Origin of the sequence: Alloyangia pacifica, from assembly GCF_900116195.1 — a bacterium.
Taxonomy (GTDB): Bacteria; Pseudomonadota; Alphaproteobacteria; order Rhodobacterales; family Rhodobacteraceae; genus Salipiger; species Salipiger pacificus.
On the sequence record NZ_FOZW01000013.1, the window covers coordinates 19,264 to 43,623 of the forward strand.

The 24,360-nt window shown below is 66.0% G+C and carries 23 protein-coding genes, 1 tRNA gene and 1 riboswitch; of the genes, 10 read left to right on the top strand and 14 right to left on the bottom strand.

Features of this window, described 5'->3' with window-relative positions; all coding sequences use genetic code 11:
* Both paoC and BM397_RS22740 read left to right on the top strand, forming a co-directional pair.
* A complete protein-coding gene (gene paoC, locus BM397_RS22735) occupies positions 1–2,199 on the top strand; it encodes an aldehyde oxidoreductase molybdenum-binding subunit PaoC (RefSeq protein ID WP_092429189.1) in 2,199 nt (732 codons plus the stop codon).
* A gap of 231 nt (positions 2,200–2,430) precedes the next feature.
* Complete coding sequence (locus tag BM397_RS22740; RefSeq protein ID WP_092429187.1) at positions 2,431–4,260, top strand: cation:proton antiporter domain-containing protein; 1,830 nt, start codon at positions 2,431–2,433, stop codon at positions 4,258–4,260.
* 166 nt (positions 4,261–4,426) lie between these two features.
* Here BM397_RS22740 and BM397_RS22745 read toward each other — a convergent pair whose 3' ends face one another.
* The 7 genes from BM397_RS22745 to BM397_RS22775 all read right to left on the bottom strand — a co-directional run bounded on the left by BM397_RS22745 (position 4,427) and on the right by BM397_RS22775 (position 10,593).
* Positions 4,427–5,614, bottom strand: a complete 1,188-nt coding sequence (locus BM397_RS22745) for an MFS transporter (RefSeq protein WP_092429185.1) — start codon at positions 5,612–5,614, stop codon at positions 4,427–4,429.
* A 10-nt stretch (positions 5,615–5,624) separates the two neighbouring features.
* Positions 5,625–6,344, bottom strand: a complete 720-nt coding sequence (locus tag BM397_RS29105; protein WP_143015413.1) for a hypothetical protein — start codon at positions 6,342–6,344, stop codon at positions 5,625–5,627.
* A 375-nt stretch (positions 6,345–6,719) separates the two neighbouring features.
* On the bottom strand, positions 6,720–7,052 hold the full coding sequence (locus BM397_RS22755; RefSeq protein ID WP_092429181.1) for a hypothetical protein: 333 nt from the start codon (positions 7,050–7,052) through the stop codon (positions 6,720–6,722).
* Between the two features lie 415 nt (positions 7,053–7,467).
* Positions 7,468–8,115, bottom strand: coding sequence for a nuclear transport factor 2 family protein (locus tag BM397_RS22760; protein ID WP_092429179.1), 648 nt, complete (start codon positions 8,113–8,115; stop codon positions 7,468–7,470).
* Between the two features lie 40 nt (positions 8,116–8,155).
* Positions 8,156–8,968: an IclR family transcriptional regulator gene (locus BM397_RS22765; RefSeq protein ID WP_092429177.1), complete on the bottom strand. Its 813-nt coding sequence runs from the start codon at positions 8,966–8,968 to the stop codon at positions 8,156–8,158.
* Positions 8,969–9,008: 40 nt separating this feature from the next.
* On the bottom strand, positions 9,009–9,560 hold the full coding sequence (locus tag BM397_RS22770) for an NADPH-dependent FMN reductase (protein WP_092429175.1): 552 nt from the start codon (positions 9,558–9,560) through the stop codon (positions 9,009–9,011).
* A 70-nt stretch (positions 9,561–9,630) separates the two neighbouring features.
* On the bottom strand, positions 9,631–10,593 hold the full coding sequence (locus BM397_RS22775; RefSeq protein ID WP_092429173.1) for a Bug family tripartite tricarboxylate transporter substrate binding protein: 963 nt from the start codon (positions 10,591–10,593) through the stop codon (positions 9,631–9,633).
* 152 nt (positions 10,594–10,745) lie between these two features.
* Here BM397_RS22775 and BM397_RS22780 point away from each other — a divergent pair, with 152 nt between their 5' ends.
* From BM397_RS22780 to BM397_RS29395, 8 genes are all read left to right on the top strand, one after another.
* Positions 10,746–11,210, top strand: a complete 465-nt coding sequence (locus BM397_RS22780) for a tripartite tricarboxylate transporter TctB family protein (RefSeq protein WP_092429171.1) — start codon at positions 10,746–10,748, stop codon at positions 11,208–11,210.
* A 4-nt stretch (positions 11,211–11,214) separates the two neighbouring features.
* On the top strand, positions 11,215–12,735 hold the full coding sequence (locus BM397_RS22785) for a tripartite tricarboxylate transporter permease (protein ID WP_092429169.1): 1,521 nt from the start codon (positions 11,215–11,217) through the stop codon (positions 12,733–12,735).
* A gap of 70 nt (positions 12,736–12,805) precedes the next feature.
* Positions 12,806–13,669 carry an intradiol ring-cleavage dioxygenase gene (locus BM397_RS22790; protein WP_218124913.1) on the top strand — a complete coding sequence of 288 codons (864 nt, stop codon included), beginning with the start codon at positions 12,806–12,808 and terminating at the stop codon, positions 13,667–13,669.
* 274 nt (positions 13,670–13,943) lie between these two features.
* Positions 13,944–15,074, top strand: a complete 1,131-nt coding sequence (locus tag BM397_RS22795; RefSeq protein WP_092429167.1) for a TRAP transporter substrate-binding protein — start codon at positions 13,944–13,946, stop codon at positions 15,072–15,074.
* A 72-nt stretch (positions 15,075–15,146) separates the two neighbouring features.
* Entirely contained in the window at positions 15,147–15,731 is a 585-nt protein-coding gene (locus BM397_RS22800) for a TRAP transporter small permease subunit (protein ID WP_092429165.1), read from the top strand.
* Entirely contained in the window at positions 15,728–17,146 is a 1,419-nt protein-coding gene (locus BM397_RS22805; protein ID WP_092429163.1) for a TRAP transporter large permease, read from the top strand. Before BM397_RS22800 ends, BM397_RS22805 begins: the two co-directional genes overlap by 4 nt.
* Complete coding sequence (locus tag BM397_RS22810; RefSeq protein ID WP_092429161.1) at positions 17,136–18,500, top strand: amidase; 1,365 nt, start codon at positions 17,136–17,138, stop codon at positions 18,498–18,500. The genes BM397_RS22805 and BM397_RS22810 overlap by 11 nt, the downstream gene beginning before the upstream one ends.
* A 21-nt stretch (positions 18,501–18,521) precedes the next feature.
* Positions 18,522–18,683, top strand: coding sequence for a hypothetical protein (locus tag BM397_RS29395; protein ID WP_176806813.1), 162 nt, complete (start codon positions 18,522–18,524; stop codon positions 18,681–18,683).
* A gap of 281 nt (positions 18,684–18,964) precedes the next feature.
* Here the strand turns inward: BM397_RS29395 and BM397_RS22815 are convergent, their stop codons facing one another.
* From BM397_RS22815 to BM397_RS22845, 7 genes are all read right to left on the bottom strand, one after another.
* The gene (locus BM397_RS22815; RefSeq protein ID WP_092429159.1) at positions 18,965–19,924 is read right to left on the bottom strand and encodes a HesA/MoeB/ThiF family protein; all 960 of its coding nucleotides are present in this window, start codon (positions 19,922–19,924) and stop codon (positions 18,965–18,967) included.
* Positions 19,921–20,517 carry a thiamine phosphate synthase gene (locus BM397_RS22820; RefSeq protein ID WP_092429157.1) on the bottom strand — a complete coding sequence of 199 codons (597 nt, stop codon included), beginning with the start codon at positions 20,515–20,517 and terminating at the stop codon, positions 19,921–19,923. The genes BM397_RS22815 and BM397_RS22820 overlap by 4 nt, the downstream gene beginning before the upstream one ends.
* Positions 20,514–21,284, bottom strand: coding sequence for a thiazole synthase (locus tag BM397_RS22825; protein WP_092429155.1), 771 nt, complete (start codon positions 21,282–21,284; stop codon positions 20,514–20,516). The genes BM397_RS22820 and BM397_RS22825 overlap by 4 nt, the downstream gene beginning before the upstream one ends.
* A gap of 2 nt (positions 21,285–21,286) precedes the next feature.
* Positions 21,287–21,481 carry a sulfur carrier protein ThiS gene (gene thiS, locus BM397_RS22830; RefSeq protein WP_092429153.1) on the bottom strand — a complete coding sequence of 65 codons (195 nt, stop codon included), beginning with the start codon at positions 21,479–21,481 and terminating at the stop codon, positions 21,287–21,289.
* Positions 21,465–22,442 carry an FAD-dependent oxidoreductase gene (locus BM397_RS22835; protein WP_092429239.1) on the bottom strand — a complete coding sequence of 326 codons (978 nt, stop codon included), beginning with the start codon at positions 22,440–22,442 and terminating at the stop codon, positions 21,465–21,467. Before BM397_RS22835 ends, thiS begins: the two co-directional genes overlap by 17 nt.
* Complete coding sequence (gene thiD, locus BM397_RS22840; RefSeq protein ID WP_092429151.1) at positions 22,439–23,239, bottom strand: bifunctional hydroxymethylpyrimidine kinase/phosphomethylpyrimidine kinase; 801 nt, start codon at positions 23,237–23,239, stop codon at positions 22,439–22,441. Before thiD ends, BM397_RS22835 begins: the two co-directional genes overlap by 4 nt.
* A 44-nt stretch (positions 23,240–23,283) precedes the next feature.
* A riboswitch (TPP riboswitch) is annotated at positions 23,284–23,387 on the bottom strand.
* A gap of 452 nt (positions 23,388–23,839) precedes the next feature.
* Positions 23,840–23,929, bottom strand: a tRNA-Ser gene (locus BM397_RS22845).
* Positions 23,930–24,360: the final 431 nt, after the last annotated feature.

Here is a 24,360-nt window from a genome sequence, read left to right on the forward strand (position 1 = left end):
ATGCAGTTCAATCAACCCGCCGGAGACAACCTCTTCGACAACGCCCGGCTGATCGGACGCCCGACGCCGCGCATCGATGGCCCGCTCAAGGTCTCGGGGCAGGCGCCCTATGCCTACGAACGCCACGACGCGGCCGAGGGCCAGCTTGTCGGCTACCCGGTGGTCTCGACCATCGCGCAAGGCCGCATCACCGGCATGGATACCTCTGCTGCCGAGGCTGCACCGGGCGTCATCGGCGTCGTCACCACGCTGGAGGTGGGCGAGATGCCGACACCTTCGGGAATGCACACGGCGCCGCTCTTCGGGGGTGCCGAGGTCTGGCACTATCACCAGGCCATCGCCGTTGTCGTCGCCGAGAGCTTCGAGCAGGCGCGTGCCGCCGCCGCATTGGTAAAGGTCGACTATGACGTCACCAAGGGCAGCTTCGATCTCGAAGCGGTCTGGCAGCAGAAGAAGGACGACAACTCGGAGCCGGTGGCCCGCGTCGGTGATTTCGAAACCGCCTATCAGGCGGCCGAGGTGACGCTCGATCAGGAATACCGCACGCCGAGCCACAGCCACGCGATGATGGAGCCGCATGCCTCCATCGCCGAATGGCAGGACGGCAAGCTGACGGTCTGGACCTCGAACCAGATGATCGAATGGGGCCGGCAGTCGCTTGCGACCACGCTGGAGATGGATGCGGACGACATCCGTGTCGACAGCCCCTATATCGGCGGCGGCTTCGGTGCCAAGCTGTTCCTGCGCGCCGACGCAGTGATGGCGGCGCTGGCGGCGCGCAAGCTGCAGCGCGCGGTGAAGGTGATGCTGCCGCGGCCCATGGTGATGAACAACACCACGCACCGCGCCTCGACCATCCAGCGCATCCGCATCGGCGCGCAGGCGGACGGCAAGATCACTGCCATCGCCCATGAGGCGATCTCGCACACGCTGCCCGGCGGCTCTGGCGAAGATGCGGTGGACCAGACGCGCAAGTTCTACGCCGGGGACAATCGGCTGATCGTGAAACATCTGGCCGAGATGCATCTGCCCGAGGCCAACGCCATGCGCGCCCCGGGAGAGGCCTCGGGACTCATGGCGCTCGAGATCGCGATGGATGAGATGGCCGAGAAGCTCGGCATGGATCCCGTCGAGTTCCGCACGGTGAACGACACGCAGGTCGATCCCGAGAACCCGGACCGGACGTTCTCGGACCGGCACTTCGTCGAATGCCTGCGTCAGGGGGCCGAAGCCTTCGGCTGGGTGTCTCGCAACACCACGCCGGGGGGCATGCGCGACGGGCAATGGCTTATCGGCCATGGCGTTGCAGGGGCCTATCGCGGCGGCCCGGCGACCACCTCCGGCGCGCGCGTCCGGCTGCAGGATACCGGGCGGATCATCGTCGAGACCGACATGACCGACATCGGCACGGGCTCTTACACCATCCTCGCGCAGACCGTGGCCGAGACCATGGGCGTGGACCTAGACGCGGTCGAGGTGCGCCTTGGCGACAGCGACTTCCCGGTCTCCGCGGGCTCAGGCGGCCAGTGGGGGGCGGCAAGCTCCACCGCCGGCGCCTATGCCGCCTGCATCGCGCTGCGTGAACAGATTGCCGAGCGGCTAAGGGTCAATGACCCCGAAACGCTGAGCTTCGCCAACGGCGCGGTGAACGCCGGAGAGAAGCAGGTGACGCTCGCTTCGCTGGCGGCGGATGGAGAGCTGGTGGCCGAGGACAGCATCAGCTTCGGCGACTTCCGGGACGAGCAGGTGGTCTCGACCTTCGCCGCGCATTTCGTCGAGTTGGGCGTGCATGTGGGTACCGGGGAAATCCGGCTGCGGCGCATGCTGGCGGCTTGTGACGCCGGGCGCATCCTCAACCCGGTCACCGCGCGCAGCCAGGTGATCGGTGGCATGGTGATGGGCGTCGGTGCGGCGATGATGGAGGAAATGGCGATCGACACGGGGCGCGGCTACTTCCCGGCGCATGACCTCGCCGGCTACGAGGTGCCCGTGCACATGGACATCCCCTCACAGGAGGTGATCTTCCTCGATACGGTGGATCCGGCCTCCTCGCCGCTCAAGGCCAAGGGCGTGGGCGAGTTGGGCCTCTGCGGCGTCGCCGCGGCTGTTGCCAACGCGGTCTACAATGCTACCGGCGTCCGGGTGCGCAGCTACCCGATGACGTTGGACAAGTACCTCGACCAGCTTCCGGCGGTGTGAGGGCCGGGCCGGGCGCAGAGGAACGCGCCCGGCCTTTTCATATCCGCAGAGCTGGGCTCAATAGGCGGCTCGGTTCGGAGGCATGGACTAGGGCGCTTCACTTCCTGCCCGGTCTTACAGGGCACACGCCCGGGGTGGCCCGCCACCCTTGCCAATTTGAGGGCCCCGGGTGACGCTGGGTCGGGCGGCTGTCTCGCGCCCCCTTTTTCGGCGGCACCAGAGGGCGCGATCATGACCGACTACCTGATGCTCGTCTTCATTCTGCTTTTCGCAGGGGTCGTCGTGGTCCCCATCGCGACCCGGTTCGGGCTCGGCTCTGTGCTGGGCTACCTGCTGGCGGGTGTCGCGCTGAGCCCGCTGCTCGAGACGCTCGGGGTGGACGTGGAGTCGGTGCAGCACCTTGCCGAGTTCGGCGTGGTGATGATGCTGTTCCTGATCGGGCTTGAGCTGCGCCCGGTGCTGCTCTGGCGCATGAGGGGGCGGTTGCTGGGGCTGGGCGGCTCGCAGTTCGCGCTGACGGCGCTGGTCGTCGGGGCGATCCTCTGGGCGTTCGGACAGACGTGGCAGGTCGGGCTTGCCGTCGGACTGGTGCTGGCGCTCTCCTCCACCGCCATCGTGCTGCAGACGCTCAACGAGAAGGGGCTTATGCAAAGCGACGGCGGGCAGGCCAGCTTCTCGGTGCTGCTATTCCAGGACATCGCGGTCATCCCGACGCTGGCGCTGATGCCCTTTCTGTCCAGCCCCGAGCTCTTGCGAGGCGTGCATGGCGGCGAGGATCATGACGCTGGCTTCAGTCTCGTTGCCGGGCTTGCCGGCTGGCAGGCGGCGCTGGTCACACTGGCGGCGGTCGCCGTGCTGATCCTCTTCGGACGCTGGGTGGTCACCGCGGTGCTGCGCTACATCGCGCAGACGAGGATGCGCGAGCTCTTCACCGCCGCGGCGCTGATGATCGTGCTTGGAGTGGCGCTCTTGATGTCCATGGTCGGCCTCTCGCCGGCGCTTGGCACCTTCCTGGCCGGCGTGCTGCTCTCGGGTAGCGAATACCGGCACGAGCTGGAAGCGGACCTCAACCCGTTCCGCGGCCTGCTGCTCGGCGTCTTCTTCATGACCGTAGGGGCCGGAATCGACTTCGCGCTTCTCTTCGATGAAATCGGCCTGATCCTTGTCGCAACGCTGGGGCTGATCGCCCTGAAGGCGGCGGTGCTGTGGAGGCTGGGGCAGGTCTTTGGCATCCGCGGCGGGGACCGCTGGATGTTCGCTCTCGGCCTCGCGCAGGCGGGCGAGTTCGGCTTCGTGCTGCTGGCCTTCGCCGTGGCGCAGGGGGTGCTGCCCGAGGCGCTGGAAGCACGGCTGTTGCTGGTCGTCGCGCTGTCGATGCTCCTGACGCCGGGGCTCTTTATCCTTTACGAGCGGGGGATCGCGCCGCGCTTCGATGCGCAGCAGAAGCGCGAGGCGGACGAGATCGAGGCAGAGGCCGACGTCATCATCGCCGGGCACGGGCGGGTCGGCGGCATCGTCAACCGGATGCTGCGCGGGCTCGGCTACAAGACCACCGTGATCGACTACAGTGCCGAGCAGCTCGAGTTCCTCTCGGCCTTCGGCATCCGGGTCTATTTTGGCGATGCCACACGGCCCGATTTGCTGGACGCGGCGGGGATTGCCAAGGCCCGGCTGCTGGTCATCGCCATCGACGACAAGGCGCAAACCACCGAGCTGGTGAGCTACGTCACCCGCACCTATCCCGAGGTGCATGTGATCGCCCGGGCCTTCGATCGCTTCCACACCTATGAGCTCTGGGCCGCAGGCTGCCGGGACGTGATCCGCGAGACCTACGACAGCTCGCTGCGCACGGGGCGCTCGGCGCTTGAAGCGCTGGGGATGAGCCCAGAGATGGCCGAGCGGCGCACCCGCGCCTTCGAGACGCTGGACCGCAAATCGATGCTGGAACTGGCGCAGCTCCACCGGCTGGGCGAGCCGAACCATGAGAACCCCGAGTACACGGCCAAGGCGCGCGAGATGCAGGAGATGATCGAACGCCAGCTGCGCGGTGTCGAGGAGTAGGGGACGCCGGACGGGAGGCGCAGGAAATTGCGCACGGAAAAGGTCGGCCCGGACCACCCGAACCGGCCTCTCCCTCTCGGAGATTGTTCAGATCGGGCCGATCTATACCCGCAGCAGCGTCCTGATCGCGCGTCGTTCGTCCATCACGTTGCAGCTTTCGGCGATTTCACCCGGAGAGCGTCGCGGGCGCGGTGCGGGTGCCACTTTTCCAGGACATCAGGGCGAGTGCCGCAAGGGTCGCCGAAATAGCCATCATCGCGATCGTCATCCCCGGGAATTCGGCCGGAACGAGGACGACGAGCAACGCGCCACCCAGCCTCGCGCAGACGATGTCGAAGCTGGCGCTCAGCCCGAACGCGCCCCTGCGCGCATTTGCCAGGATGATCTCTGTGGTGGGCATGTTGGCAAGCGCCATGGCGGCGCCGACGAAGAGGGCGCACCAGGGCGTGACGAAGAACAGGGCGGTTCCCGCCACCAGAAGCGCAGCGCTCAACAGAAGGTATCCGTGCAGCATGGACAGGTGCACGCTTCGCGCCATGGCAAGGCAGGTCAGTGAGAATGTGAGCCACAGAAGAGTCGAGAATGTCGCGGATCCGATGTCGTCGAGGCCGTAGAGCACGGCGGCACGCAGAGGAATGTTGTAAATGAACCAGGAGGTGACACCGTAGGAGAGGAAGACATAGGCGAACATGTAGTAGGCGGGCGCGCCGGTGGCTGGAGGGCCGGATGATCCGGAGATCTTCGCATCGGCTCGCAGATTCAGGCCGATGGCGATGGCGATCAGCGAGGTCGTCGGCACGACCAACCAGGCGAGCCGCCAGTCCGCTCCGGCGTGCGACGTGGCGAGGACGATGGCGAGCGGCGAGAGCGCCGCGAAAATCCCTGACCAGACGCCCCACATCGTAAGGCCTCTCGCGGAGCCGTGACGGGCGCAGGCAGCGATGATCAGCGGCACGCAGGGTGAGAAAATCCCCGCGCCAACTCCCTGCGCCGCCCGCAAAAGCAGGACCAACTCGAATGTCGGCGCCACCGCGATCAGCGCCGCTGCCGCCGTGTAGATGCTCAGACCAGCTAGGAATATTAGCTTCAAAGAAGACCGGTCGATCAGAAGGCCGCCGAGCAGGAGCGTTGCAGAGAGACTGGCACCATAGGCCGCAAACAGCAGCAGCGCCTGGTCGGCACCGATGTTCAGCGATGCGGCGATGCCCGGGAGAATGATCGCAAAGGCCGCGATGTCGAGGATGTAGGAAAAATTCGCCAGCAATGCCGGGAGCTGGGACGACCCGCGCGGGGGCGTGGCAGAAGACAAGGACGGCGAAAACGGCGGCAATGGCCCGGAGGACGATCTCGACATGGGGTGCCTTTCAGCTGGAGGCCTGCGCGCGCCGTGTCTTGCGTGCGTAGGCGCCGCGGGCGTTGCCCGACTTCAGCATGACTTCGGAGAACTTCGACCAGTCCGGGTCGCGGAACGCCTCGATGCCGGTCTCGATCGTCATGTTGGCGTGGATGTCTCTGGACAGGTCTTCGCTGCGGATGAGCTGCACGAAGAACACCGGCATGTTCCGCCGAAGCGAAACGACGGTGTCAGTACGGAGGATGCGGATATTGGTGAGCAGTGGGCCGAGCCAGGTATCGGCCCTTATTATCCCCTCGTAACCGATCATATTCTCCGTGATCGGCAGATTTGGGGGGTTTCGCACGATTGCGCTATATCCCGGAGGCGCTTCCATGAGGTAACCGCTCCAAAGTTGAAATACGCCGGGTTCTATCGTTGATCCAATTGTCACCGGGGCAAGCCCATGAAGCGAGTCCGGGCACGTCATTTCGAATTCATCTCGAAATCTTGTGTCTTTGAGATTTGTGAGTTTCTCGAATCTGTCGCCGCCTGCAGGGCGCCATGAAATCGAAACGCCGTCGAAAATTAGGTCGATATCTATGGGGGAAAACATGTACCACCCTGTGCCGCTCGCGAGCCGCATCGGTTCGCAATAGCGGTAGGCGCGGGTGAACATCGTGCCCATCGCTGATTTGTCGGCGATGGCGGGATCCGGAGCGGCTCTCAGGAGCTTGAGAAAGCGTGTCATTGGGTCACCATGCACGGCGCCACGGAGCGAGAGCCGCCTGATGATGGGCGTCGCGGGGGGCCGTGCCTGTTCTGGGGCGCTGTTCTGAGCGGATGGCTCGTCGCGCGGTGGAATTTTGGTAAGGGGTGGTCTCGCGCCGTAGCCCCGAGGGGGCATGGGACCCTGGCACGCGCAATGAAAGTCTCCCTGCAGCCGTATCCCCCGACCCCCAAAAGGCGGTCGGGAGAGCACGCTAGCTTTTCAGCGCAACGAGGGTTTGATCTCCAGTCCGTCGCGAGGTCCCTTATGAAGAAGCCGGGGCAAGTACGTGCTTTCAGAGAGCGTTGCGGAGTTTACCCCGAGAGTCCCGCCGACCGGTCGAAGGCCGAAATCCGATCAGGCGGCGCTGCGCAGGTCGTCTACGGTGAACTCCGCGGAGCGATTTGCGACGGGGGCGTCCTCGACGGTGAACTCCGCGGAGCGGTTTGCGACGGGGGCGTCCTCGACGGTGAACTCCGCGGAGCGGTTTGCGACGGGGGCGTCCTCGACGGTGAACTCCGCGGATCGGTTTGCGACGGGAGCGTCCTCGACGGTGAACTCCGCGGAGCGATTTGCGACAGGGGCATCCTCGACAATATACGCCGTGGTGAGCTGGGCGGGGTGCTGGGTGGATTCTTTATTCGCGGAATTGCCTCCGCGATCCGCAAATTGGCGCGAATGAACGTGCATATCTGAATTCCTTTGATTATATATATGGGTGATTCCCGATTTCAATTTATCACTGCGCTTCGTGTGTGTCAGTAATTTTATCTCCAATATATCCATACTCAATTAGCAAGTATCGGTATGAAGAATTTCCAAAATATCTTTGATTCAATTTTTTGATGCCTTGCAATTTATTCGGCTTTGAGTTGGCTGCTTTTTGGAAGTTTTTGCTGAAAAATAACTATTCATCCATTCTCCTTATTTCTCGGGGTCGCCCGGTCTCGCGCAGGTTTCAGGCGCCCGGCGCCCGGTCCCCGGGCTCTCGCCGCGGCGTCTCCCGTTTTCGTTTCAGGAGGCAGGTCATGGTGTCGCCGCTGGACGTACCGCAGGACGGACGTCGGGCCGCGACTTACGTGCGTGGAGAGAGCAGGCCGGGACTTCAGTCGCCCCAGCGGTAGCCTCCCCATGCGATAGGCTCGCCGGCCAGCCATTGAGTCCCGGTTGCGTAGAGCTCGTCGACCCTGCGGCCCATCAGCCCGGGCATGTCCGTCTTGACCGGATAGCCGATGGAGGACTGCAGGTAGGCAAGATGGCGATAGCCCGCCGGGTAGCGCGCCAGCACTTCCGGGTCGAGCTCGAGCCGCGCCGCGGGATCGACCGTGTCCATCCGGTCCTTCTCGTAGATCGGCTGGCGCAGGCAGAGGCCCCAGCGTCCCGTGCGGCGTTCCCAGAAGTCGTGGAAACGTCCGGTGCAGACCACATCCACAAGGACGCCATGCACCTCGGCGCGCTGCGAGATGGTCATCTTGGTTTGGGTGATGGCCCGGTCGTCGGAGACCTCGACAGTGCTGCCGCCAAGGAAATGCAGGATGCTCACGCCCTTGTCCCAGCCGGCGCGGTTCATCGCGATGAATTCGTCTGCTGTGCCCTGGGTCCAGGTCGCCATCATGCGCCCGTCGTCGTGCCAGACGGTGCGGAACTTCTCCCAGAGGCCGGCGTCGCGCCAGAGGACCCAGTTCTCGACAAGGTCCCTGAGTGCCAGCTTGTCCTCGCGCAGGCGCGATGTGTCGGGAAAAGCGGTGGTCATGGCAGTGCCTCCTCTGGTGATTGGTCTATGGGCGGCGCGGTCATGTCAGCCCGGCCCGGTGTTTGAGCGAGGTCACCGCCTTGTCGATGGCGGCGAGAGCGGTCTCGCGCAGCGCCGGGGTCATCCGCTCGGCGGGAACCGTGACGCTGAGCGATGCCAGCGGTTGCCCCTGCGCCGAGAGGATCGGTCGGGCGATGCCGCCGATGCCGGGGGTGAATTCCTCTTCCACCGTCGCGTAGCCGACGCTAGCGATGACATCGAGCTTCTGGCGGACGGCCTCGGCGTTCATCAGGGAATTCCTGGCGAAGCGCTGGTAGTGAGCCCGGTCCAGGTATTCGTCCCGCATCGCCGGGGGCAGATGCGCCAGGATCGCCTGCCCACCGGACGTCGCATGCAGCGGCGCGTGGTCGCCGAGCCGAAGGTGCGCGACGATCCGGTGCGGGCTGATCACCGTGGCGGCGACCCGGTGATCGTCGCCCTCTCGCAGGTTCAAGGCCGAGCTCTCCCCGGTCTGCTGGGTCAGCCATTCGAGCACCGGTGCCGCTGCCTCCTCGAGCTCGCGCTTGCTGCGCAAGCGGCCGGCAAGCTCGGTGACTGCGGGCCCGAGAAGGTAGCCGCGCCGCTCTGCATCGAACGCCAGGTAGTCGTGGCGCAAAAGGGTCTTGAGCACCTGCGTCAGGCTGCTCTTGGGGATGTTCAGCTCTTCGGCGATCTGCACGTGGGTGCGGGGGCTGCCCCATTGGCCCAGCAGATTGAGAAGCTGGATCACACGCAGCGCCGACTTCACATCGCCCGAGGCTGCCGGACGCCGGAAGTCCGGCTCTGCATCGATGTCCCGTTCCGCGCCACTCATGCGCGGGGTCCGGATGTCGGCGGGATTGTCACCTCCGGCCTCATGCGCGACCTCCGATCTCTGCCGTGAAGGCGGCCAGCTGCGCGCGGATCATCTCGCGCGTGGTCTCGTCGGCGATGCGTGTGCCGCTGTCGTCGACCTTGGACTTGGCAAAGCTGACAAAGACCTCGGGCTTGGTGAAGACCTTCGCCTCGAGAAACACCATGATCTGTCGGAGGTGGTACTGCATCCGTGCCCCTCCGAGCATCCCCCCCGCGGCCGACTGCAACGCCACCTGCTTGCCCTTGAACGGCTGGTCGGGCAGGCGCGAGATCCAGTCGATGGTGTTCTTGAGGCCACCAGGCACCGAGAAATTGTACTCGGGGCTCACGATCACCACGCCGTCCGCGACGGCGATCATCTGCGCAAGTTTCTCGACCTGCTCGGGAAAGCCCTCCGTCGCGTGGTGGTCCGCATTGTAGATCGGGATACCGCCGAAATCCGGTGCCTGGACGATCTCGCAGCCGTCGGGCGCGAGGTCGGGCAGCGTGTTGCAGATCGCGCGGTTGAATGAGCCGGTTCTCAGGCTTCCACAGATCGCGAGGAGTTGCATGGCGGTGTGTTCCTTGGTTTGGGCGCCGGCCCGAAGACCGGCCGGCGCGCTTGATGGGTCTCGCTTGGCGTCAGTTCTGTTCGATCCCCGCGTCTTCGCGGACCTTCTGCCAGACGCCGATGGCGTCGCGGAATTTCTGGGTGAAGGCCTCGGGCGAGGAGGGCGAGAGGATGAAGCCGCGTTCCCCGAGCGAGGTGGCAAAAGTCTCGGAGCCGACAGCCTCGGCGACGGCGGCGCTGGCTGCGCTCAGAATCGCCTCGTCGGTGCCCGCGGGGGCCGCGACGCCATACCAGGTGGATACATCGAGGTCGTAGCCCGCGCTTGCGAATGTGCCGACCTCGGGGATCGCCGGATGCGGCTCGGGCGAGGTGACGCCGATGCCCTTGAGGTCGCCCGACCCGATCTGCCCAATCACGGTGGAGGCCACCTCGACCATGAAATCGACCTCGCCCGACATCACCGCAGCCAGCCCCTCGGGGGTCTTGGCGTAGGGGATTTCCAGCAGCTCGATGCCGAGCTCGGAGGCAATCAGCGCCGCGGTGAGATGCTGCGTCGACCCGATGCCGACCGAGGCGATGGTCAGCCCGCCCGGATCGGCCTTGGCGGTCGTCACCAGCTCCTCGATGTTGTCGATCTCGGCGTCGGGCCGGGCGATCAGCACCAGCGGCATCGTTGCGATCCCCGAGACGCCGACGAAATCCTCGCCGGGGTCGTAGGGCAGCTCCTTGTACATGGCGGCGGCGACAGTGTGTCCGGCCGCCATCATGTAGAGCGTGTAGCCATCCGGATCGGCCCCCGCAGCCGCCGCCGCTCCGATGGTGCCCCCCGCGCCGGCGAGATTCTTCACCACGACAGGCTGGCCGAGGATGTCCGAAAGTGGCTCGGCAAGCTGTCGGGCGATGGTGTCGGTGCCGCCCCCGGCACCATAGGCGACGATCATGTCGACGGCCCGGTCCGGCCAGTCCTCTGCCCAAACAGCCCCGGCGCTTGTCAGGGCCAGGCCAAGAGCCGCGGCTGTGTTGCGAAGTGTCATCGATCGTTCTCCTCCCAGTGAACTCTCTCGAGTTTGATAGCCACATGACTGAAAGGCTGTAAACAGATATATGAATAGTTTACATATGTGAACAAGAAAGCATTTGACAGAATGCCGCCCAGCCTCGAGCATCGCTCTCAAAGGGAGGAAACGTGTTCAGGAAGCTCGCAGCCATCAATCGGCGCGACGCTTGGACGGCGGTCGCCGTGGTGGCGCTCGGCTCGGCCGGGGCCTTCATGGCGCTGGACTACCGGCTGGGCGAGTTGCGCAATATCGGTCCCGGGGCCTTCCCGCTGATCGTCAGCCTGCTCGTCGTGCTCGCGGGCGTGCTCATCGCGCTGGAGGGGCTCGCGCCGCAACGGGAGGAGGTCATCGACGACGGCCCGCCGCCCTATCGCGTGCTGATCTTCGTCACCGCGGGGCTGCTGGCCTTCGCCGTCGTCACGCCGATGGCGGGCGCGGTGCCGGGCATCCTTGCCTGCGTGGTCCTTGCCTCACTGGCGGACGGAAGCCTGCGGGTCTGGCAGGTTGGGGCGCTGGCCGCGCTGGTGGCTGGCTTCTGTGCGCTGGTCTTCGTCGTCCTTCTCAAGCTGCCGCTCGAGCTGGTGACCTGGTAGAGCGATGGCCTTTGCAGAGAATATCGCGCTCGGCCTGTCGGTTGTCCTTAGCCTGTCGACGCTCGGCTACTGCGCGCTTGGCGTCACGGTGGGCATGTTCATCGGCGTCCTGCCGGGGCTGGGGCCGCTGGCGACGGTGGGGATGCTGCTGCCGCTGACCTTCTACGTGCCGCAGACCGACGCCATCGTGATGCTCGCGGGGATCTACTACGGCTCGATGTACGGCGGCTCCACCGCCGCGATCCTGCTGAACCTGCCGGGGACGGCGGGCGCTGCGGTCACCTGTCTCGACGGCAATCCGCTGGCGAAGTCGGGCAGGGCGGGTGTCGCGCTGTTCACCGCCACCATGTCATCCTTCTTCGGCGGCATCTTCGGACTGGTGATCGTCGCCTCCTTCACGCCGTTTCTCGCGCGGGTGGCCCTGAGCTTCGGGTCACCGGAATACGCCGCGCTCATCGTGCTGGGGCTGCTGGCCGCGGCGATGGTCGGCAATGCCTCCAAGGGACGGTCGCTGGCCATGGCGCTGCTTGGCCTGCTGATCGCCATGGTGGGCACCGATCCCAATTCCGGGGTCAACCGCATGACCTTCGGCATGCTGTCGCTGGCCGACGGGGTGAACCTCGTGGTGGTGACAACCGGGCTTTTCGGGATCGCCGAGGTGCTGGCGAACGTCGGGCGGATCGGCAGGCGCGAGGCCCGGGTCGGGCGGATCCGGATGCGTGACATGCTGCCCACCGCGCGTGAGGCGCGCAGCTCTTTGGGGCCGGCGCTGCGCGGCAGTTCGATCGGGGCGATCCTCGGCATCCTGCCCGGCACCGGTGCGGCGCTGTCGACCTTCGTCGCCTACGCGGTGGAGAAGCGGACCTCGCCGACGCCCGAGCGCTTCGGCAAGGGCGCGATCGAGGGCATCGTGGCGCCGGAGTCGGCCAACAATTCCGCCGCGCAGACTGCCTTTGTGCCGACGCTGAGCCTCGGCATTCCGGGCGATGCCATCGTCGCGATCATGCTCGGTGCGTTGATCATCCATGGGATCGTGCCGGGGCCGCAGTTGATCCGCGACCACCCGGACCTGTTCTGGGGGCTGATCGCGAGCTTCCTCATCGGCAACATCCTCCTGCTGTTTCTCAACCTGCCACTCATCGGGGTCTGGGTCCGTATCCTGCGCATTCCCTATGCGGTGCTCTATCCGGCGATCCTCGTCTTCATCTGCGTCGGGGTCTTCTCGATCCGAAACTCGGTCTTCGACGTAGTGGTCTCGACGCTCTTTGGTCTCGGCGGCTACGTGATGCGGCGCTTCGGATTTCCGACCGCGCCGCTGCTGCTCGGCCTCGTCCTCGGCCCGCTGCTGGAGCAGAACTTCCGGCGCTCACTCATGCTGTCCCGGGGCGATCTGATGACCTTCGTCGAGCGCCCGATCAGCGGCGGGATCCTCGCGCTGACGGTGGCGATCGTCGTGCTCCTGTTGTGGGCGGAGTTCCGGCCGCGCCGAGCCCGGAGCCCGATCGAGAAGGAGGCGAAGGAATGAGGAAGGCTTGGGATGCGCAGATCGGGTCGCGCGGCTCCGCGCGGATGGTGGCGGAACAGGGAGGCACCAGATGATGGACAGAGGCTTGCCGGGCTATTTCTCGGAAGAGGGCTCGGCCGAGACGGTCAATGCCCGGATCGGCCCGGGGGCCGACGCGCGGCTTGCCGAGGTGATGGCGGCGCTGGTGCGCCACCTGCACGCTTTCATCAAGGACGTGGAACTCACTCAGGCGGAATGGGAACAGGCGATCGGATTTCTGACCCGTACCGGCCAGATCTGCGACGACACGCGGCAGGAATACATCCTACTATCCGACGTGCTGGGGGCCTCGATGCTCGTTGATGCGATCAACAATCGGCGCCCGCCGGGCGCGACCGAGAACACGGTGCTGGGGCCGTTCCACGTCGACGGGGCACCACGCTACGAGATGGGGGCGGACATCTCTCTGGCTGGCGGTGGGGAGCGGTGCCTCTTCGAAGGCAGGGTGCTGGATCTCGACGGCAATCCGGTTGCCGGGGCGACGCTCGATGTCTGGTGCGATAACGAGGACGGCTTCTACGACGTCCAGCAGCCCGGCGTTCAGCCCGCGTTCAACAATCGCGGCGTCTTCACCACCGGCGCGGACGGGCGCTACTGGTTTCATGGCATCCGTCCGGTGTCCTATCCGATCCCGGACGACGGCCCGGTGGGCCAGCTGCTTGGCCAGCTCGGGCGCCACCCATACCGCCCGGCGCACATGCACTTCATCGTCGCCGCCGAGGGCTTCGAGACCGTGGTGACGCACACGTTTGTTGCCCGAGATGCGTATTTGTTGTCGGATGCGGTCTTCGGCGTGAAGCAATCGCTGATTGCGAATTTCGTCGCAGCGGAGGGCGGCGAGGCGCAATGGCGGTCCGAGTTCGACTTCGTGCTCGTCCGGGAGGGTAGTCCCTGACGTCGCGCGAAAAGGCATTGCCGTGAGGCGGCGCGCCATGTCGCGCGCCTCGGCGGTTCGGAAGCGGAACAGGAGGAAACGGAACACGCAATAGCACAGGAAAGACGCGGCACTGCCCCCATGGTCCACTCTTGAGGAGGAGGATGGACCAGGAGGACCGGAGGCGGTGGCGGCGAGCGGCGGGCGTCCGATCATGACGCCCAAGTCGCGCGGTCAGGGGCAGGGCCCCGCGCCGCGAACCTGATCAAGACATGTCATCTAGGGAGGAATGACGATGACGGATTCCACGAAGATCGGCCGCAGATCCTTTTTGAAGAGATCGGCGCTGGCCGGAGGCACGCTCGCAGGCGGCACGCTGGCCGCACCGGCCGTGCTTGCACAGGCCCCGCTTGTACTGAAGATGCAGACCTCCTGGTCCGCCTCGAACATCTGGCAGGAGTTCGCACAGGATTACGTCGACCGGGTCGAGGCGATGTCGGGCGGCCGGCTGAAGATCGACCTACTGCCCGCGGGCGCCGTGGTTGCCGCCTTCCAGGTGCTCGACGCGGTCAACGACGGGCTGCTCGACGCGGCGCATTCGGTGCCGGTCTACTGGTACGGCAAGAACAAGGCCGCCTCGCTCTTCGGCACCGGCCCGGTGTTCGGCGGCTCGGCCACGACCATGCTCAGCTGGTTCTACGAGGGCGGCGGCGCGGAGCTCTACCGCGAGCTGACGCAGGACATCATGGGGCTCGATGTCGAGGGCTATCTCGGCTTCCCGATGTTCGCCCAGCCCTTTGGCTGGTTCAAGGGTGAGGTGAATACCGCCGCTGACCTGAACGGCTTCAAGTACCGGACCGTGGGCCTTGCCGCCGACCTGCTGCAATCCATGGGCATGTCCGTGGCGCAGCTGCCGGGCGGCGAGATCGTGCCGGCGATGGAGCGCGGCGTGATCGACGCCTTCGAGTTCAACAACCCCTCGTCGGACAAGGACTTCGGCGCGCAGGACGTGGCCAAGAACTACTACCTGTCGTCCTATCACCAGGCGTCGGAAAGCTTCGAGTTCCTTTTCAACAAGCTGACGATGGAGGACCTCGAACCCGACCTGCGGGCGATCCTGGTGCATTCGGTCGAAGCCGTGTCCACCGCCAACACCGCAAAGGCGATGCGGCGCTACTCGGCGGACCTCAAGTGGCTGCAGGACGAGGCCGGGGTTACGGTGCACCGCACCTCGAAGGACATCCTGGACGCGCAGATTAAAGCGTGGGACGGGCTGATCCCCGAGCTCGAGCAGGACCCCTTCATGAAGAAATGCCTCGACAGCCAGCGCGCCTGGGTCGAGCAGGTCACCTTCTACGAGCTGATGAACGCGCCTGACTACGCGCTTGCCTACGAACACTATTTCCCGGGCAAGCTTAAGCTCTGATCGGCAGCGAAGCGCAAGGTGGCGGCCCCGGCAAAGCATGGCGGGGCCGCCAAGAACCGTGAAGGGGGCCACATGATCGGGTTCATCCGTTTTGCCGACAACCTGTCGGCCTGGTTCGGCAAGGCGTTCGCCTGGCTGATCATTCTCATGTCCGTGGGCACCGGCTACGAGGTCTTCGTACGCTACGTGCTGAACAGCCCGACGGCTTGGGCTCTGGACGTATCGTTCATCATGTACGGCACGCTGTTCATGATGGGCGGCGCCTACACGCTCTCGCGCGGCGGGCACGTCCGGGGCGACTTTCTCTACCGGCTCTGGTCGCCGCGCACGCAGGGAGCGGTGGACTTGGTGCTTTACGTGCTCTTCTTCTTTCCCGGCGTGCTGGCACTGATCTTCGCCGGTTGGAAATACGCCGCGCGCTCCTGGCAATACGGCGAGGTCTCGGTGAACAGCCCGGCGGGCGTGCCGATCTACCAGTTCAAGACGGTCATCGTCGTCGCCGGCATCCTGCTCTTCGTCCAGGGAATCGCGCAGGTCCTGCGCTGCATCATCGCCATCCGCACCAACGCATGGATCGAGGCCGAGGAGGACGTGCAGGAGACCGAGGATCTGCTGATGCAACAGGCCAGCGCGGCCGAGAAGGACAACCACATATGACCGACCCGCAAATCGCCCTGATGATGCTGGGGCTGTTCATCTGCTTCGTGTTCCTCGGCTTTCCCATCGCCTTCACCCTGATGGCCATGGGCATCGGCTTTGGATACTACGCCTACTTCGATGCGCGCCGGATGTGGCGGGCCTTCGACCGGCTCGACGAGACCGCGGGCAGTTGGGACCAGTGGAGCACCTGGTTCGAAGGCTTCTTCAACAACCGAATATTCGACCTTTTCGTCAATCAGACCTTCACCGTGATGTCGAACGAGGTGCTGACAGCGGTGCCGCTGTTCCTGTTCATGGGCTACATCGTCGAGCGGGCCAATATCGTTGACCGGCTGTTCTCCACGCTGAACATCGCCTCCAAGAACATCCCCGGCTCGATGGGGGTCGCGGCGCTGATCACCTGCGCGCTGTTTGCCACGGCCACCGGCATCGTCGGCGCGGTGGTCACGCTGATGGGTCTGCTGGCGCTGCCGGCCATGCTTAAGGCACGCTACAACCCGTCCTTCGCCAGCGGCATCATCTGTGCGGGCGGCACGCTCGGTATCCTGATCCCGCCGTCGATCATGCTGATCGTCTATGCCGCGGCCTCGAACGTCTCGATCGTGCGGCTCTACGCCGGGGCGCTCTTGCCGGGGCTGACGCTGGTCGGGCTCTACCTGGTCTACGTCATGGGACGCTCGATCCTGCAGCCCTCTGCCGCGCCGCGGCCTACCGCCGACGAGGTGCCCGATGTACCGGCGGGACGGCTGCTCTGGATGATCATCACGTCGTTCCTGCCACTGGCCTTCCTGATCCTCGCGGTGCTCGGCTCGATCCTCTTCGGGCTGGCCACGCCGACCGAGGCGGCCTCGATCGGCGCCTTGGGAGGCATCTTCCTGGCGGTGATCTACCGGGCGATGACCTGGCAGCGATTGCGCGAAAGCGTCTACCTGACGGTGCGCACCACGGCGATGGTGTGCTGGCTCTTCGTCGGCTCCTACACTTTTTCGGCGGTCTTCTCCTATCTCGGTGGCGAGCACGTGATCTCGGAGTTCGTGCAGGGCATGAACCTCACGCCGATCCAGTTCCTGATCATGGCGCAGGTGATCATCTTCCTGCTTGGCTGGCCGCTGGAATGGTCAGAGATCATCATCATCTTCGTGCCGATCTTCCTGCCGCTGCTGCAGTTCTTCGAGATCGACCCGCTGTTCTTCGGCATTCTCGTGGCGCTCAACCTGCAGACCAGCTTCCTGACGCCACCGATGGCCATGTCGGCCTATTATCTCAAGGGGATTGCGCCCCCGGAGGTGCGGCTGACGCAGATCTTTGCGGGGGTGATGCCCTTCCTCGCCTGTGTCATCATCTCGATGATCCTGATGTATCTGTTCCCGCAGATCGTCTTCTACCTACCGGAGATGTTCTATGGCAGTTGACCTTGCAAGACAGGCGCTCGGCGCGCTGGGCCCCGTGGTGGAACTCGGCGCGGTGGAGTTGCGCGACCGGCTTGCCTCGGGTGCGCTTTCGGCGCTTGCACTGGCGGAAGCCTGCATCGCGCGGATCGAGGCGCGGGATGCAGAGATCCGGGCCTGGGCCTGGTTCGACGCAGACTTCGTGCGGGCACAGGCGCGGCATCTCGATGCGCATCGCGCGTCGGGCAAGCCGATCGGCCCGCTGCACGGGCTGCCGGTCGGCGTGAAGGACATCATCGACACCGCGCGCATCCCGACCGAGAACGGCAGCGCGGTGGATGCGGGGCGCGTGCCGCTGCAGGATGCCTTCGTCGTCGAGCGCCTGCGGCAGGCCGGGGCGGTGGTTATGGGCAAGACGGTGACCACCGAGCTTGCCTTCATGGACCCCGCGGTGACGCGCAATCCGCACAACCCGGGCCATACGCCGGGTGGGTCGTCCTCCGGCTCGGCCGCGGCGGTGGCAGACGGTATGGTGCCGCTGGCGATCGGCACCCAGACCGGCGGTTCGGTGATCCGGCCGGCGTCCTTCTGCGGGGTGACCGGTTTCAAGCCGAGCTTCGGCGCGATTCCGCGGCGCGGGGTGCTGAGGCAATCGCAATCGCTCGACACGGTCGGCGTCTTTGCGCGTGATCCCGCGGGCGCGGCGATGCTGGCAGAGACGCTCTACGGCTTCGATCCGTCCGACCCCGCGACAGCCCTGGCGCCGCCGCCGCGGCTGCTGGAGACGGCCCTTTCGACGCCGCCCTTTGCCCCGGTCTTCGCACTGGTCAAGCCGCCGGGCTGGGATCAGGCGGACCCGCAGCTGCATGCGGGGTTCGCGGAGCTTGCCGCTGCGCTTGGCGATCAGGTCTTCGAGGTCAGCCTCCCCGAGGCCTTCGAGGTGGCCGCGGCGCAGCGCAAATGTGTCAACCTTGCCGAGATGTCGCGCAACCTGCATCGCTACGGGCGTGACGGGGCTGAGCTGCTGGGCGCGCGGACGCGCGAGGCGCTGGCCGAGGGTGATGAGATCCGCGCCCGCGACTACCTTGCGGCGCTGGACTGGAGGGGCGTTCTGACCGCCGGACTCGCGGCGGTCTTCGAGCGCTGCGACGCGATCCTTTGCCCCGCCGCGCCGGGTCCGGCACCGGAGGGGCTGAGCTCGACGGGCGATCCGGTTTTCAATGGGCTCTGGACCTTCTGCGGAACGCCTGCCGTGACGGTTCCGTTGCTGACCGCCGAGAACGGCATGCCCATGGGGGTGCAACTGGTCGCAGCGCCCGGCAACGACGCCCGCCTGATGCGCTCCGCCTGCTGGCTCTATGCCTGGGCCGATCGGTGACACCCGACACAGGAGACTGACATGAACCGACTTCTCGCGCTCATCGCCTTCCTTGCCTTCAGCGGCTTCGTGCTGATCCTGATCGTCAAGGTCCCCAGCCCCGACCTGATCGTGGTGGCGATCCTGACCATAGGCCTTGTCGCTTGGGATCTGTTGACCTCGAGCGGCGGACGACGCGGTTGAGCCGGCATCGGGCCTGCGACCGACCGACTGCGCTGCGTAGGTGGAGCCTTGCTAGGCCAGTGGGCGCCAAGCTTTCGGCTACCGCGGCCCGCTAGGCGTGAGAGGATCACGCCGGCCCACGGCACTTGCTCGATCCTGCACGGGGACATGCGGTGCCGAACCGATTGTGCGGGTGCGCCTCGATGCGTCGCCTCCAAGGGTATTTCACATCGTCTGCTAATGGCTGGCCATCTGTGGCGTAAGCGAGCAGGTGTTGGATGGACGGGGCTGGGCCGCGGTCGTCACGAGGCAGAGGCGGCGACGAGAACGATCTCGCCGCGCCAGGTTTCCGCGATCCGTTCCGCCGCGCGCCAGGCGCGCAGGCCGGTGGCGCAGCACAGCGCGAGCCGGGTGCCAGAGGCGGGCAGGTGGGTCGCGACCTCGGCTGCTGACGCCCGCCGTATTGCCTGCGGATGCAGCAACGCACCGTCCGGGCGCAGGTCGACGATGTGATCTTCGCTGCAAAGCTGTGCCGCTGCGAGAAAGCGGAAGCCACCTTCGGGCTCCGCCGCACCGTCGAAGCGGAAGCTCGTCGCCCGCAGCCAGAGCCCGTCGTAGCGCACCAGCAGACCAAGGGGGGAGGGCGTAAGCCCCAGCAGAAGGTTCAGCGCCATCTGCGCCTGCATGGCGCCGACCGTGCCGACGACCGGGCCCAGCACCCCCGCGGTCGCGCAGCTGGCACCGTTTTCGGGCGCATCGGGAAATACCGCCCGCAGCGAGGGCGCCCCGCCGCAGACGCCAGCGACATAGCCGCCGAGACCGAGCGCCGAGGCGGTGATCAGTGGCACGCCTGCGGCGAGGCACAGGTCGCTCAGCATGTAGCTGACCGCGTAGCTATCGGCGCAGTCGAGGACGAGATCGGCGCTGCTGACGGGCCCCGGCGCCGTTGCAGGGGTGAGGCGGTCCGGCACAGCGTCCACGTCGATCCCGGGGTTGATCGCGCGGCAGCGCTCCGCGGCGACCTGCGCCTTGGGCTGGTCGCAGTCGGCCTGGGTGAACAGGGTCTGGCGGTGCAGGTTGGACAGGCTCACCACGTCGCCGTCGACGATGGTGATCCGGCCCACGCCAGCCCCGGCCAGCAGCGGCAGCACGGGGGCGCCGAGACCGCCGGCGCCGACCACGAGAACGCGGGCTGCCGCAAGGCGCCGCTGGCCTCTCTCGCCGACCTCGGGCAGGGCGGTCTGGCGGGCATAGCGGTTCATCGCGTCACCCTGAGCCATTGGCGCAGCCGCGCTTCGGGGTCCGCGTTCAGCGTGATGTCGGTGACCGCCGAGACGATGTCGGCCCCGGCTGCAAACACTGCCGCTGCGCGCTCGATCGACATGCCGCCGATGGCAACCAGCGGCGTTGCCCCGACGCGCGCCTTCCATTCGGTGACGCGCGGCAGACCCTGCTGATGCCATTTCATCTTCTTCAGGATCGTCGGGTAGACCGGGCCGAGCGCGACATAATCCGGGTCCATCGCCAGCACGCGCTCCAACTCGTCATCGTCATGGGTCGAGACGCCCAGTTTGATCCCGGCCCGTCGGATGGCCCCGAGATCGGCGCTGTCGAGATCTTCCTGACCAAGGTGCAGCCAGGGGCAGCCGAGCTCGATGGCTTCCTGCCAGTAGTCGTTGACCACCAGCACCGCGCCATGCGCGCGGCAGAGGTCGCGCGAGAGGGCGATCTGTTCACGGACGGCCTCGGGTGGCTGGTCCTTGATGCGCAGCTGCACCAGCCGGACACCGAGCGGCAGCATGCGCCGCAGCCAGTCCGAATGGTCGAAGATCGGGTAGAACCGGTCGAGGCTCATGACAGGAACGCCTTTCCGATCACCGGGGTCGAGGCCTCGGCCATGTCGCGCGCCTCTATCGGGTCGGCCTGATAGGCCAGCCGGCCCGCCTCGATCGCGCGCATCATGGCGCGGGCCATGGCAACCGGATCGCCGGCGCGGGCGACGGCGGTGTTGAGCAGCACGGCGTCATAGCCCAGCTCCATTGCCTGCGCCGCATGGCTCGGCAGCCCGATTCCGGCATCGATCACCAGCGGCACCTCGGGGAACTCGGCCCGCATCGCCCGCAGCGCATAGGTGTTGCTCAGCCCGCGGCCCGATCCGATCGGTGCCCCCCAGGGCATCAGCACCTCGCAGCCCGCGGCCAGAAGACGCTCCGCAACGATCAAATCGTCGGTGGTGTAGGGAAATACCTGGAAGCCGTCATCGGTGAGGATCTTCGCGGCCTCGACCAGTTGGAAGACATCCGGCTGCAGGCTGTCGGTGTGGCCGATCAGCTCGAGCTTGATCCAGCGCGTGCCGAAGACCTCGCGCGCCATATGCGCGGTGGTGACCGCTTCTTTCACCGTGTGGCAGCCGGCGGTATTGGGCAGGACGAGGACGCCGAGGTCCTGGATCATCTTCCAGAAGGCGGCGCCCGCGCCCTCGGCCCCCTCGCGGCGCAGCGACACCGTCGCCACCCCGGCACCGCTTGTCCGGAAGGCTTGTTCGAGGATGGCAGGGCTGGGGTATTGCGCGGTGCCCAGCATCAGCGGGTTGGGCAGCGCGGTGCCGTAGAAGAGCTTCATGGTCATCCTCCCTGCATCGGGGCGAGAATTTCGACACGATCGCCGTCGCGCAGGACGTGCGAGGCGCGAAGCGTGGCAGGGACAAAGCCCTCGTTCACGGCCGTCGCGACGCGTCCGGGCAGTCCGCGCTCCTCCAGCAGGCCGGCAAGGGTTGTCGCGGTCACCTCGCGGGGCTCGCCGTTAATCACGATCTTCATCGACCATCTCCGTACGAATGTTGTGCAGGGCAAGATCGGCCACGCCGCGCGCCAGCGCCGGGGCCAGCAGGTAGCCGTACCGGTAAAGCCCGTTGGCATAGATGCGGCCGCCGATCCGGCGGATGCGGGGCAGGTTGTTGGGGAAGGCCGGGCGCAGGTCGACGCCGACTTCCAGTATCTCGGCCTCGCCGAAGGCGGGGCTCAGGGCATAGGCGGCGCTGAGCAGCTCCAGCATCGAGCGCGCGGTGATCCGGCGGCGGTCTTCGCTTTCGATCATCGTCGCGCCCAGCATGTAGACGCCGTTCCCGCGCGGCACGATGTAGAGCGGGATGCGCGGGTGCAGCAGGCGCACCGGGCGGGTGAGCGTGACATCCGGGCAGCGGATCACCAGCATTTCGCCCTTCACCCCGCGCAGATCGCGCAGGGTGTCGCGCGCGCCGAGGCCACGGCAGTCGATGACATTGGGCAGATTGGCGGGCGCCTCGGTGTGGTGAAAGCGGACGCCGCGCGCGACCAGTCCGGCATGAAGATCCGCCAGAGCCTTGCGGGGGTCCAGATGCGCCTCGTCCTCGAAGAAGAGGCCGCGTGAGAAGCCGTGCAGGTCTGGCTCGAGCGAGGCCAGTTCCGCCCCGACTTCGCGAAAACCCTCGGTGCGCCGCGCAAAACGGCGCAGGTCGGGCAGGTCGCGCCGTGCGGCGACGACAAGCGTGCCGCGGCGCTCGACCGCGGTGCGCTCCTGCCACCATGCGGCGGCCTGCTGGCCAAGCCGCAAGACCGGCTCTTCGGCATTCTCATACTCGCACCACGGCGCCAGCATGCCACCGGCCCACCACGAACACCCGTGCGGGCCGGGAGGACCGGCTGGGTCGAAAACCTGGAGCTCGGCCCCCCGGGAGGCGAGTTCGCTGGCGACCGCAAGTCCCGCAACGCCGGAGCCGACAATCGAAAACACCGCGTTCAGCCCCAGAAATGGTGGAAGTGGTGAAGCGGACCGCGCCCCTGTCCGATGTCCAGCGTATCGGCTGCCGCGATGGCCTTCTGGACGTAGCGATGCGCCTCGGCGGCAGCCTCTTCGAGGCGCATCCCTTTGGCGAGGCCCGCGGCGAGGGCCGAGGACAAGGTGCAACCGGTGCCATGGGTGTTGCGCGTGTACTGGCGGTGGGCAGAGAAGCGGGCCCGAACCTCGCCTCCCGAGATGAGCAGATCCTCGCAGAGATCGCTCTCTGCATGGCCGCCCTTCATCAGAACCGCCTTGGCGCCGGCGGCGCAGAGGGCCTTGCCTTGATCGATCATCTCCTCGGAGGTTTTCGCCTCGGGCGCTGCCAGCAGTGCGGCGGCCTCGGGCAGGTTCGGCGTGACGAGGGTTGCGCGGGGAAGGAGTGTTTCCCGCAGTGCCGAAATGGCATCGGGGGCGAGCAGCGCATCGCCGGACTTCGCAATCATCACCGGATCGAGGACGATGGCACCGGAGAACCCCGCGATCGCGCGGGTGACGCAGTCGATGATTTCCCGTGTCGCCAGCATGCCGATCTTGATGGCGCGCACGTCGAGGTCGCTCAGGACGGCGCCGATCTGCGCTGCAATGACGTAATGCGGGATGGCATGAACGGCGGAAACGGCCCGGGTATTCTGCGCGGTCACGGCGGTGATGACACTGGCGCCGTAGACCCCGAGTGCGGACATTGTCTTGAGATCCGCCTGGATGCCGGCCCCGCCGCCACTGTCGGATCCGGCTATGGTCAATGCGATATGTGCCAACGGCTGCTCCTCCAAAGACAAGGGCACCGGGCATGGAAAACGTTCCGAAACTGAAGACCGTTCCCTACGCCGGAATTGCCCGGATCAGGTTCGATGGGTTAGCGCGATCACGCCTCTCAGCCTCCACGAGGCACCCCAACGGTTGTTCGTCTGATAGCAACCAGGTGGGCTGCGGTCAAACCCACTGACAGGGTCAAGCGGACAGCTGCGGGCGGGCAACGGGAGGGGGCACAGGTGCCGCGGTTTGTGGGGAAACGTTGCGCGACCAAAGCGCGTTGGCTGAGCCTGCCGGGCTGTGCTGGCGACGTTCCACGTCAGGACGCGGGGTGAGCCGCTGAACCGGCGCTTCCTCAGTGTCTGTCCGGGCGCTTGGGGAGAAGGCCGATGCGAAGTCGTGCAACTGGCAGGGGCGGCGGGTCATCCGTGCTCCCAGGATAGCTTGCGGTCTCTTGAATGCAGGAAGGCACCGGAAAAACGTCGGTCTGCGCATCGTGACCGGCGTGCTTCAGCCGCCTCGATGACGGGCATCCTCGGGTGGATAATCCTGTGTCTGATAGACCTGAAGGGCCTGATTTCCGTTCTTGATAAATCAGCGCCTAGTGGCGGAGACGAAGGGATTCGAACCCTCGAGACGGTTTCCCGCCTACTCCCTTAGCAGGGGAGCGCCTTCGACCACTCGGCCACGTCTCCGCCGACGCGTATAGCCAAGGAAACATGGGGGCCACAAGGCGAAACTGGCCTTGTCGGAAAAAAATTTTTCACCCCCAAGAACATGCATGAAATGCGGCCAATGGCGCTGAATGCCGTCGGTTTCGGGGGAGTCCTGAGGTACGACCCTTGCGGCAAGAGTAGCTTTGAGCAGGTGGAGAAAACCGCCTGCGCCCCAGCTCGCGCTTCCGGTGGAGAGAAGTGGGTCATGATTGCCGAGGCCGGCGCGTAGGCCTCTCTCTGCGCCCAGGCTCGCAGACAGGGATTGCCGACATGCGTGCTGGAGTGTGCAGAGCCGAAGGGTCTGCCAAGTGCCAAGATGGCTCGGTGGGCCGCAAGATTACGCGAAGCGCCGGAGAGTGGGCACACCGGCGATCAGGAGTCCCGGTGTTTCGTTCGGGTTCACTTCGGCC